At 68.1% G+C, this 11,024-nt stretch carries 13 protein-coding genes; 5 read left to right on the forward strand and 8 right to left on the reverse strand.

Annotation, left to right across the window (positions count from 1 at the left end; genetic code table 11):
- Window positions 1-56: 56 nt before the first annotated feature.
- Window positions 57-1,811 (forward strand): acyltransferase domain-containing protein, encoded by a 1,755-nt coding sequence (locus ACIA75_RS16705; RefSeq protein ID WP_397104641.1) that lies wholly within the window; start codon window positions 57-59, stop codon window positions 1,809-1,811.
- Window positions 1,756-3,246 (forward strand): type I polyketide synthase, encoded by a 1,491-nt coding sequence (locus tag ACIA75_RS16710; protein ID WP_397104643.1) that lies wholly within the window; start codon window positions 1,756-1,758, stop codon window positions 3,244-3,246. The genes ACIA75_RS16705 and ACIA75_RS16710 overlap by 56 nt, the downstream gene beginning before the upstream one ends.
- A 189-nt stretch (window positions 3,247-3,435) precedes the next feature.
- Here ACIA75_RS16710 and ACIA75_RS16715 read toward each other — a convergent pair whose 3' ends face one another.
- The 8 genes from ACIA75_RS16715 to ACIA75_RS16750 all read right to left on the reverse strand — a co-directional run bounded on the left by ACIA75_RS16715 (window position 3,436) and on the right by ACIA75_RS16750 (window position 8,322).
- On the reverse strand, window positions 3,436-3,768 hold the full coding sequence (locus ACIA75_RS16715) for a type VII secretion protein EsxR (RefSeq protein ID WP_397104645.1): 333 nt from the start codon (window positions 3,766-3,768) through the stop codon (window positions 3,436-3,438).
- 51 nt (window positions 3,769-3,819) lie between these two features.
- A complete protein-coding gene (locus ACIA75_RS16720; protein WP_397104647.1) occupies window positions 3,820-4,128 on the reverse strand; it encodes a WXG100 family type VII secretion target in 309 nt (102 codons plus the stop codon).
- A gap of 66 nt (window positions 4,129-4,194) precedes the next feature.
- Window positions 4,195-4,983: an ESX secretion-associated protein EspG gene (locus ACIA75_RS16725; protein ID WP_397104649.1), complete on the reverse strand. Its 789-nt coding sequence runs from the start codon at window positions 4,981-4,983 to the stop codon at window positions 4,195-4,197.
- Window positions 4,984-5,008: 25 nt separating this feature from the next.
- Complete coding sequence (locus ACIA75_RS16730; protein WP_397104651.1) at window positions 5,009-5,971, reverse strand: PPE domain-containing protein; 963 nt, start codon at window positions 5,969-5,971, stop codon at window positions 5,009-5,011.
- A 15-nt stretch (window positions 5,972-5,986) separates the two neighbouring features.
- Window positions 5,987-6,283 (reverse strand): PE family protein, encoded by a 297-nt coding sequence (locus ACIA75_RS16735; protein WP_397104653.1) that lies wholly within the window; start codon window positions 6,281-6,283, stop codon window positions 5,987-5,989.
- A 12-nt stretch (window positions 6,284-6,295) separates the two neighbouring features.
- The gene (locus ACIA75_RS16740) at window positions 6,296-7,555 is read right to left on the reverse strand and encodes a hypothetical protein (protein ID WP_397104655.1); all 1,260 of its coding nucleotides are present in this window, start codon (window positions 7,553-7,555) and stop codon (window positions 6,296-6,298) included.
- Window positions 7,552-7,869, reverse strand: coding sequence for a hypothetical protein (locus tag ACIA75_RS16745; protein WP_397104657.1), 318 nt, complete (start codon window positions 7,867-7,869; stop codon window positions 7,552-7,554). Before ACIA75_RS16745 ends, ACIA75_RS16740 begins: the two co-directional genes overlap by 4 nt.
- Before the next feature lie 126 nt (window positions 7,870-7,995).
- The gene (locus ACIA75_RS16750) at window positions 7,996-8,322 is read right to left on the reverse strand and encodes a YbaB/EbfC family nucleoid-associated protein (protein ID WP_397104659.1); all 327 of its coding nucleotides are present in this window, start codon (window positions 8,320-8,322) and stop codon (window positions 7,996-7,998) included.
- A 272-nt stretch (window positions 8,323-8,594) separates the two neighbouring features.
- On the opposite strand from ACIA75_RS16750, the gene ACIA75_RS16755 reads away from it, so the two are divergent.
- Genes ACIA75_RS16755 through ACIA75_RS16765 form a run of 3 tightly spaced genes read left to right on the forward strand, consistent with a single transcriptional unit; the run spans window position 8,595 to window position 11,019 of the window.
- Window positions 8,595-10,124 (forward strand): hypothetical protein, encoded by a 1,530-nt coding sequence (locus ACIA75_RS16755; protein WP_397104661.1) that lies wholly within the window; start codon window positions 8,595-8,597, stop codon window positions 10,122-10,124.
- Window positions 10,125-10,165: 41 nt separating this feature from the next.
- Window positions 10,166-10,492: a hypothetical protein gene (locus ACIA75_RS16760; protein WP_397104663.1), complete on the forward strand. Its 327-nt coding sequence runs from the start codon at window positions 10,166-10,168 to the stop codon at window positions 10,490-10,492.
- Between the two features lie 2 nt (window positions 10,493-10,494).
- On the forward strand, window positions 10,495-11,019 hold the full coding sequence (locus ACIA75_RS16765; RefSeq protein WP_397105358.1) for a YbaB/EbfC family nucleoid-associated protein: 525 nt from the start codon (window positions 10,495-10,497) through the stop codon (window positions 11,017-11,019).
- Window positions 11,020-11,024 lie beyond the last annotated feature (5 nt).

The raw sequence follows: 11,024 nt of genomic DNA on the forward strand, positions 1-11,024 counted from the left end.
CGTCGTGGTTGTCCGGCTGATTCGATTGTCAGCGTTCTATCGAAGGAATTGGCAGCGTGGCAGGTAACGCGTTTCTCGGAAATTCTGAATCGGCGAATTCGGACCTGCTGACCTGGGTGATACCCGGGCACGACGCGGATGCGGTGCGTCGCCGGGCTGCTCGATTGCGGGAGTGGGCCGCCGGGCAGGCGGCGGGTGATCTGCCGGGAATCGGTATCTCGTTGCTGCGTACCCGGGACGCGGGGTGGCGGGGTGCGGTGGTGGGCAGCGGTCCGGAGGAACTGTCGGCCGGATTGGCGGCATTGACCGATCCGCTGATGGAGGCCGCCGGGGGAGTGGTGGCTCCGGGCCGGGTGGCGCGTCGCCGGGTGGTTTTCGTCTGTCCCGCTCAGGGCGGTCAGTGGACAGGTATGGCCGGGGAGCTCCTGGCGGCAGGGGGTGTGTTCGCGGAGGCGATCGCCGACTGCGAGGCAGCATTGGCGCCTTTCGTGGATTGGTCGCTGTCCGAGGTGTTGCGTGGTGAATCCGATGCCGCTTCGCTGGAGCGGGTCGATGTGGTGCAGCCGGTTCTTTTCGCGGTCACGGTGTCCTTGGCGCGGTTGTGGCGGTCGTATGGGGTGGAGCCGGACGCGGTCGTGGGCCATTCGATCGGTGAGATCGCCGCGGCGGTGGTCGCGGGCGGGCTGTCCCTGCCGGACGGGGCGCGGGTGATGGCTTCGCGGGCGCGCATCGTGGCGGAGACGTTGTCCGGTTCCGGGGCGATGGTCTCGGTGGGGCTGTCGGACGAGGAGACGCGGGACCGGCTGGCGGATTTCGGCGGCCGGTTGTTCCTGGCAGCGGTCAACGGGCCGCGGCAGACCGTGATCACCGGTGGTACCGACGCCGCGGCCGAGTTCGTGGCCCGATGCGAGAACGAGGGGGTGTGGGCCAAACGGATCGTGGTGGATTACGCCTCGCATTCGCCGGCGATCGAGGAGATCCGGGATCGGGTACTGGCAGACTTGGCGCCGATCCGGCCGCGGTCGGGTGATATCCCGTTGTGCTCGGCGGTGACCGGTGAGTTCCTCGATACCGCGGGGATGGACGCGGGGTACTGGTATCGGCAGGAGCGCAGTCCGGTGCGTTTCGCCGCGGCGATCGAATGCCTTCTGGACGCGGAGATGAACGCGTTCATCGAGCTGAGCCCGCATCCGGCTTTCCTGTCCTCGATCGAGTCGATCGCGGATTCGCTGGGGCGGGCGGATCGGATCGCCACCGTGGAAACCCTGCGCTTCGGCCGGGGTGGACCGGGCCAATTCGCGACAGCCCTGGCCCGGGCCTATTGCGTGGGAGTCGACCTCCCTGCGGAGGCCTTGACCCCGGCCGCGGCTCCGGTGACGTTGCCGGACTCGCTGTTCGATCTCTACGGGGAAACCGAGGGGGAACCCGACACGGACTCGAGGCAATCATCGGCGACAGGACCGTTCGTCACGCGACTGCTCGCCGCTCCAGAGTGGGATCGTGACGCGCTGGTGCTGGGGCCATTACGCGGATCTCGGGAAACTCGTCGCTGCCGAGACCACGCCCGACGTGATCGTCTGGTTCCCCGGTGCGGATACCACTTCGGCGCGCGATGCCGTTCATGTCACGTGGCACGGGCTACGGTCATGGTTGGCAGAGGAACGTCTGGCCGATACCCGTTTGGTGATCGCGACCCGGCGAGCGAGCGGCCGTCACGGAGAACCGGCGGACCCGTCCGCCGCCGCAATCGCGGGGATGGCGCACAGTGCCGCGGCGGAGTCTCCCGGCCGGGTCGTCGTCCTGGACCATGACGGGGAACTCCACGCCGATCTGGTGCACGGCCTGCTCGCGTCGAATCAGCCGCGTGTCATGGTGCGTAATTCCCAGGTTTTCGTGCCGCGACTTGTCCACGGCACCCCTGAGAGGTCACGTCCGGCGCCGGTCGGTGCGCTCGGCGCCGGTACCGTGCTCATCACGGGCGGCACCGCGGGGCTGGGGGCGGTTCTGGCCCGGCATCTGGTCCGGGCGCATGGGGTCGGACATCTGCTGCTGGTTTCCCGGCGTGGCGCGGCCGCGGACGGTGTCACCGAACTGGTCGCCGAATTGGCTGCGCTGGGAGCCGACACTCGTGTCGTGGCCTGTGATGTCGCGGACCGGGCCGCCGTCGCCGCGCTGCTCGCCACGATCGGAGACGACCATCCCCTGACCGCCGTGATCCACGCTGCCGGAGTGCTCGACGACGCCACGATCGCGGCCCTGACCCCCGACAAGATCGACCGCGTCCTCGCGCCCAAGGTCGCCGGTGCCCAGAACCTCCACGAACTCACCCGGGGGCACGGCCTGTCGGCGTTCATTCTGTTCTCCTCCGTGGCCGCGACTCTCGGCTCCCCCGGACAGGGCAACTACTCGGCGGCCAACGCGTTCCTGGATGCCCTCGCCCACACCCGGTATGCCGAAGGTCTGCCGGCGCTCTCCCTCGCCTGGGGGCCCTGGAGCCAGGACGCCGGGATGACCGGCGACCTGGATCAGGCCGCGATCAGCCGGGTAGAACGGATGGGGATGCGGATGCTCGACGAGCATTCCGGATCGGCCCTCTTCGACGCCGCACTCGGTTTCGCCGAACCCGTGGTCATCGCTGCCGAGTTCGAGACCAGGACCCTGATGGCGCGGGCGGGCGACGGGGTGCTCCCCGATCTGCTCGCCGAACTGGTGCCCACCCGAACCCGCCGGGCGCCTGCGGAGTCGACCGGTGGCCGGCTGCTGGCCGAACTCGCTGCCACCGCCGAGGACAAGCGGGAGATCCTGGCGCTCACCCGGACCCGGGAACATATCGCGGCAGTCCTGGGGCTGCCCACGGGCGGCGCGCTCCATGCCGAGGCGGCGTTCAGCGAATTGGGTATCGATTCCCTCAGCGCCATCGAACTCCGCAACCGCCTCTCCGCCGCGACCGGTATGCGACTGCCCGCCACCCTGGTCTTCGACTATCCGACCGCCGCCGCACTGGCCGGATTCCTGCTGTCGAAGGTCACCGTCACCTCGGTGGTCGACGAGCAATTGGCCGCTCTCCGGGCGTTCCTGGCGGCGCCGCCCTCAGGCGCCGAGCGGGATCGGCTCACCGCGGGGCTGCACGAGCTCCTGGCCGAGGCGCGGGTGGCCGCGGTACCCGCCGTTACTCAGGAGGAGGTCGAGGACGCGAGTCTGGAGGACCTCTTCAAGATCATCGACCAGCAGCACGAGGGCCCGTAGCGGCGGGCGGCGGTGGCGGACTTGTCCGACGTGCTGGCCGACGCGGCGGCAGCCGAGGGATACGACGCAATTCGGACTGGCGATGTGGTCCGGCCCGCGGAAGAGGCGGATAAGCGGCGGTCATGCGAAACGGCCGGCTGGATCCCCGTCTGATCCGGCCGGCCGTTTCGGCGGATGTTCGACCGGCCGTCAGGCGAAAGCCGCGAACCCGTCGCCGATCTTCTTATCGGTTTCCAGCGCGCGGTGCAGCGCGTTCTCGACCGCAATGGCGAGCTGATCGAGCTTGTGGAGGGTGTCTTCGAGCTCGGTGTTCACCTTGCTGTGAGCCGCGATGAACCCGTCCTGCGCGCCCTGGCTGGCCATGGCGGCGAGGAAGTGGTCCTTGGCGGTTCCGAGGGCCTCTATCTCACCCTGGATCTTGCTGCCCTCGGTCTTCAGCCCGTCGAACAGCGCCTCCATCGTGTCCTTGTCATACAAAATCTGAGCATTATCATCTTTCCGATCATAAATAATGTCGCTCATTGTCCCATTCCTTCTCAGTCGAGCAGATAGGTGAAAAGCCGCCGGGGCGGATCAGAGGCTGGTGTAGCCGCCGCCGGGGATGAAGGAGTCCTCGTCCATGCCCAGGATCGACTGGGTGGCATCCTCGGTGGCCTTGGTCAGCTCGTCCAGCGTCTGGTTGAGCTTGTCGGACTCATCGCTCCACGCCTGCGAGGTGGTGACGAACGAGGCGTTCGCGTCACCCTTCCAGCCCGCGCGCGCCGCATCGCCGGCCGAGTCCACGGCCCGCACCGACAGCCGCAGATTCTCGATGGCCTGGTACATCTCGCCCGTGGCCTTCTTGACCATTTCGAGATCGAGATCAACACCCTGAGTTGTCATTATCGGGTTCCTTTCGTGAGGTTGTATACATGCAGAGATCCAACGATCTCGAGCTGAGCTGGTGGTCTAGGCCATCCACCCTCCTACCGGTAGCGAGTGGACGAGGGCGGACACCGCCTCGGCGATCCGATGATCGGAACCCGGGGTGAAGGTCGACCAGAGCTGCTGGTCCGGCGAGGTCCCGGGGCAGGCAACCAGCCGGCCGCGCTCGGTGTCGTACACCACGACCGCTCCTATAGATCGGTGGGTGACACCCTCGCCATGGGCGTAGGCGACGATTTCGGAATACGCAGTACAGGTGGACAGGGCGAGACCGAACTCGATCGCGGTACGTTCCTCGACACCCAGGTCGTACAGCGCCTGGGTGTACCCACGGGAGTCCGCGGCGCCGTCGAGGCGCTCCCGCAGCGTCTCCGCCGGCGCACTGAAGCTCGTTGCCGCCGCGGGCGGGCAGGTGCCGAGCACATCCAGCAGTGGGCGCGCCAACATCGCGCCCGTCGCATCGGCCCACGTCGTTCGCACGTCCAAGACGTCATCGACTCGGGTGGCCACCGCATGCCGATCGCCGCGGCGGGCCAGGCACGCCCGCCGGACTCCCGCCCCGGTGTGGATCCGCGCCACCAGTTCACGGTCCGGCTGCGCCAGCACATGCAGGGCCGCGGCAAGATCGGTGTCGACGTCGTCGTAGCCGTCCACCAGGCCCGACCTGCGCAGTCCGGCCAGCGCCTCGTTCTGCGCGGCGGTCCAGGCAGCCGCGGAATCCTGCTGGGGCCCCACCGCGAGCACCAGTGGAAGAGTTTGCACATTCAGCAGGCCCGCTACGGCCAGCAGACCGTCATTGGTCAGTATCGTCATCGCGCCCCCCTCGGCAAGGGCTGCGTCACGACGCCCCCGTTCCCGGGACCGGATGGCAGGACGGCTCGGCGGCGCCCAGCACCGGTGGAGCCGCCTGGGCGCCGGCATCGATCTCCATCTCCACACCGGCCTCGTCGTCGATGACGCCGGCCCGGACGGTGCGATCGGCGCCGGCCAGGGCGGACGATGGGCCCATTCCAGCGGGGACCATCGGGCCGGCCCCCGACTGTGCGGCCGCGGGTGAGGACTGCGCCGGTACCGCCGCCGGTGTGGCAGCCGTGAATGCCCTTGCCCGGTAGGGGGAGAGGGACCGGGGCACCCGGGGCATACCGAAACCCGCACCCATGGTCGCGGCCGGCAGCGCACCGGATACCGGCACGGCATCGGATACCGGCGCCGCACTACGCTCGGCCTCCCATGCCGCACTCGAGACGATTTCCGGTGGCTGCGCCTGCTGCCACGGCACGGCCAACGATGCGGACGCCGATTCGTAGCCGTGCATGACACGGGCCGCGCTCGCCTTGGCGAGATCCTGCTCCGCGGCGATATCGGCAACTGTTGCGACGAGCGGCGCGCCGAGCGCGGCCCCCACCTGTTCGAGACTGCTCGCCGCCGCTGTCAGAGCCGCGATATCGTCCATATGCGGCATTGCCAGACTGGCCACCTCGTACGCGATTACCTGTCCACCGGCCAGCGAGGCGTTCCGGGCGGCGGCCGCGGCGGTATCCGCCAGCCAGGTCCGCAGCGTCGCGAATCGGTCGATCGCGGGACCGCTCTCGGTCGATCGCCACGAATCCCGCAGCCGGGCCACGATCCGGTCGTATTCGATCACTGCCGCGCCGAATTCCGCGGCCAGCCGCGACCATGCGGCGGCGGCCTCGGCCATGGGCCGCACACCGGGACCGGTGGTCAGATCGTGCGCGAGTTTTTCCGCGGGGCGGGCCGCCCAGATCACACCGGTGAAACCGGGTATCGGCGGTTCGATCATCTCTGTGCTCCGCCGCTAGCCGGCTGTCCCGAAGCGGCCGGCATTGTCCTCGTCCATCCGGACCAGCTGATCGGTCTGCGAACGCAGTGTCGCAGCCAGTTTCCTGATCTCGTGGACACCACGGGTGGTGGCATCGTCGTACGAGGTGGCCACTACCCGGAGGGTGTCCGCGGCGCGGAGCGAAACCTCGTCCACGCCGGCCGGTTCGACAGCCACTGCGGGCAGATTCACCCGCAGTGCGTTCTCCAACCGTGCGGCCAGGTCGTCCAGTTCCGTGCCTGCCCGCCGGACCTGAGGTGGATCGAATTCCATGCCGGTCTCCTGTCAGAGGTTCAGGGGCTTGTCCGGCGAGTCGCCACTGACCGGTACGGACACCCGCTCGGCCGTGCCGACGACGGGCAGTGACGCTCCTTCGATAGCGCCGACGACGTCGTTGCCGTGCGCTGCGTTGACCAGATAGTCGCGCGTGCCCTCCGCCGTCGAGGACTCACCGCCCCGGGGCAGTCCGGCAGCGCCCAGACCCCCGCCCATCGGGATGGCTCCCCCCTCGTGGGTGCGGATCGCGCTACTGGCCGTCACGGGATCCGTCGAGCCGCCGGGACTTCCGGCGCCCGCGCCGGGATTACCAACGGTGACTCGCGCCCCCGGCCACGGTGCCAACTGTTTCGCAGGGGTCCCGGCGATTGCACCACCGCCCACGAGAACGGCCCCGGGCACGCCTGCACCACCGATCCGGGCCGCCGAATCCGCAGCGTCCCCGTCGGTGACCGGTTTCACCGGGCGCAGAGTTTCCTGCAGCTGGGCGACGGATTGCGCCCCGGTGGACACCGCACCTACGACCGTCGGCACGATCTGCATCAGCTGCGAGACGATCTGCAGCGGATCCACACCGACCGGTGCGTTCGTGACCGGCACCTTCTCTCCGGTCGCCATCATCCGCGCGCTCTCCACACCCAATTCGGTGCGGGTCTTCGCGGTCACCAGGGTGGCTTCCGTCAGGGTTTCGGTGGTGGCCGCCAGCAAGAACACCTGCCCGGCACCGGTCATCAGGAACGGACCGGCGGCGGCGACGGAGGCCAGGTAGCGTGCCATGATCGCCGCCATCGTGGTGGCGCCCGTGAAGACCGATGTCGTCGCCGTCGCTGTGCCGGCCGCGGTCCCGGCGCTCTGACCTGCTATCGCCGCGCCGTCGTGCTGTGCTCGGGTGGCCTTGTTCGCTGCCTCTGTCGCGGCCATGCCCTGCCACAACGCCATTGCGGTCTGCGCCGCGGACGCGCCCAGCTGTAGCGTGGTCTGCAGGACGGCGGAGACTTGCGAGAACACCTGGGACGGATCATGTTCCGCCCCGCCGGGGAACTGTCCGGTGCCGAAACTGCCGGCCAGATCGGTGATCGGTTTCGCGATCAGCGAGAGGTCCAGGGCCGGGAGCGGCGGTAGTTCCGGCAGCGGAATCTGCGCGGGCAGCTGCGGCAGCGGCCCGAGGCCCATATCCGCGAGAACAGCGTTGACCGGCCGGTCCAGCGCGGGGCCGGCCGCGCTCTTGCGCAGCAGCTCCAGCACGGTCTCGTCGAGCGGTTCGCTCATACCGTTCTGCCGATCGCTCCGAGTTCGGTGACCGAGGCATCTTCGGTCAGATCGTAGGCGGCAGCGCCCTCATAGGAGGTCAACGCCGTCGCGGCATGCACGGCGGCCAGCTCGTTGACCGACAGTAGGTTGTTGGCCTGCGCATACGCGAGAGCCGCCAGGAAATCCTGACCGATCAGGCCGAACACCGGGATCGCGGCCGCGATGAGTGCGGCCTGGTTCACAGCTCCGGCCGTTGCCGTCTCCGCTGCCATAGAAGCCGAAGCGTCGCCGAATACACGCACGGCATGGGATTCCGCCACAAGATCAGTCATCTGAACGCCTAGGGGCCGGGAAACTTACATTTGCCTGAGTTAAGGTAGCCAGACCCGATAATTGTTGATAGTCGGGAACTTGCCTCTGATGGGAAGTCTCGCGCCGCGGTCGGGATCGCGACCCGGTCAGTGGCCGGAGTCGTTCCCCGGCATCGACTCGGCGAGTTCGGTGTTGAAAGCGTCGACCAGCTCGCCGCGCCGGGCGATCGCGAGATGAGCGGCCCGCCCGGCGGTCGCCACCACCACCGCATCGAAGGCACTCGGCGACATTTTCGAGACAGCCGGTGAGAGAACCAGATCGCACAGTGCGCCGTTGCCGTCGACCTCGGCGGTCACGGTGCCGTCGGGTGAGGTTTCCCGCACCCGGATCCCGGCGAGCCGGTCCGCCAGGTCGTGCATCAGGTTCAACTGACGGTGCACCCGCGCCTCCAGCGCATCCATTGCGTCGCTCATATCGACCTCAGCCAGCTCTGCGGTTCGAATCGTGTTCCGATTCCCGGTCACTCGTCGTAGACGCGCATAATAGGCGGCCCGGAGCCCGACCTGACTCACTGTTGCCATCGGTGGGAACGGCGAAGTCTTTTCCCGGGTAAATCCGAGTTGGTTCCGCCATTTTTCGTGATTCGTTCCCGCTTCTGGGAAATCCGCTCTCGGGGGGTGCTGGAAGTATTTTGCGTACCCGGTGGGTGGTGACGCGGTCGGTAGGCAGGTCGAGCGGTGAGCGAGTGGGCAACGTGAGCGACAAGGAATCGGAACAGCGGGAGAGCGCAGACGAGCAGGCGCCGGATATCGGATTCCGGCTCGCCTTGCCCGATGCGGGTTCGGCCGGCACCCCGCCCGGCGATACCGCCCACGTCGAATCCGGCGCCGGTGCCCCCCCCGACCGTGTCGCTGCCCGTGAAATTGCTACGGCACTCCGCGATTCCGGCCCGTCCGGCTGGCATGAGCTGGACGCCGTGTTCGCGCTGACGACCACGGCGGTGTTCGCGGAGGTGCGGTATTCCGACGACACACGTTCTGTTCGGGTTCAGCCGGCGCCGGAGGTGCTCGAGCAGGTGCGCAGCCAGCGCGCCATGGTCGCCGAATCCGCCGATGAACCCTGGTGGCGGTTGCTGGTGCGCGCGGATTCCGGCGGCGGACTCGATATCGACTACGACTTCGGTGACGAGCCATTTCCGGAGGGGCAGCTTTTCGAACCCGAGGCGTATCGGCTGGATCTCGACGAGTATCCGCGGGAGTCGTTACCGGTCTGGCTGGCCGCCTATATCTCGCATGATGACCGGCAGTCGCGGACCCCGCAGCAGGCGGCCCGGGCCGCCCGCGCCGACCGGGAAGCCGGAGTCTGGCCGGATGTAGCCGCCGGTGAATTCCCGGCCTTTCCCCAGATGTGGGCGCGCTGGGCGTGTCTGGCGGCGGGTTTCGTGGCGGCCCGATCGGAGTGGGGGCCGCGGGTCATGCCCGCGATGGGCTGGTTCGAGAGTTCACGCCGTGGCGGGTCGACGCTGTATTCGCTGCCCGGTGGCCGGGCGGTGCTCTCCGGCGGGGTCTGGGAGGCACCGGCGCTGGACGCCGCCTACAACGAGGATGCCCCGATGCCGGAATTCTTCGCCGGCGCTCCCGACTGGGTGGCCAATCCGGTGTTGAATCCGCGCGCCGGGACCGGGCTGCTGTCGTTCGTCTACTGGTGGGAGGCCGGTCGCTGGTATCGCGGGGAGTCCCCGGATGCCGAGGCCTGCGCCACGGCGGTGCCCGGGGTCTGGACCGCGGATACCGTGGCGGGGCTCCTGGCCGGGTTGGCGGCGACACCGCCCACGGCGAAGAGCCGGGCCGCGGCGGCGGCACTTGTCGAGGCGGCCGAACTCGGACTGGCCACGCGTGACACCGTGACCGCCCTGTTCGACGAGGACACCTTCGATATCGACGGAGCGGTCTATCAGCTGAACACCGCCGGTGTGCTGACCTCGCTGCCGGTGGAGATGCCGGAGAGCGAAGCGGTGCACCGGGTGCGGACCTATATCCAGAGCCGGGGCCTGGATACCACCGGATACCCCCTGGACGAGCTGGCCGGGGAACGGATCAGCTGCGGATGGATGGTCTATGCACCGGTACCGCAGGGGGAGATGGCGATCGGGCGGGCGATCTTCTACGTAGCCGACGACGGGGTGCTCGAACACTCTTCCTCGTCGGTGGCGCCGGCGGTATTCGCGAGCGGATTCGAACAGCGTTTTCATGAGCGGCGGAAAGTTTCGGTGTGAGTGCACGGATAGTCGTGCTCGGGCAACGGTGAGGATCGATGATGGCGAAGAGAGTTGAGGTCGACCCGGCGTTGCTGGGTGATGCGGCGAAGTTGGTTGCCGAGATCGGTGAGGGTCTGGCGGCTGCCCGCGACAAGGCGAACAGAATTATGGAACACACCGGAACAGCGTGCGGGAACGATCGTTTCGGTCAGGAGTTCGCCGGCGGTGCTCGGGGGTTCCGGAGTCAGGGGGAGGCGGTCGAGGAGAAGACGGGCCGGATGTCGGAGCTCGTTTCCGGGATGGCCGAGGATATGGGGACCGGTCTCGGCGCGGCGCAGGCGCTTCGGGACATGGACGAATCGTCGAGTAATACGTTCGGGCGGTAGTGGTGATAACCGGCGACTATGCGGAGGAAGCCGCCGCGGCGTATGAGAGCCTGCAGCGACAGATGGCTCAGATTGCCGAGGCCCAGCGGCAGCGGGTGAAGTTGATCGCGTCGGCCTCGGTGCGGGACGGCCGGGTGACGGCCACCGTCAATGCCGATGGATTGCTGATCGAAACGGTTTTCGCCGACGATATCGACGAGCTGAGTTATGCGGAGATCGCGACGGCGGTGACCGAGGCGACCCAGCTGGCGGCGGCCGAAACCGCGCGCAAGAGTGCCGAATTGGTCGATGCGTTGCGCGGTGAGCGGGAGCGGCGGCCGAAGCTGTCGGAGTTGTTTCCCGGGCTGGCTGATGTGGATGCGATGATGCCGGTGGAGCCGCCGGTGCCGACTGCTGTTCCGGATCCGGAGGATGCCGAGGAAGAGGTGGCTGCTGATCCGATCCTGGAGTTCGACAATGTGGAAGAGGTAGATCGGGCCGCGGGCCGTGGTCGGAGTGGTCCTCCGATTCTCGGTTCCGACTGGTGATATAG

Source organism: Nocardia sp. NPDC051750 (assembly GCF_044453135.1).
GTDB lineage: Bacteria > Actinomycetota > Actinomycetes > Mycobacteriales > Mycobacteriaceae > Nocardia.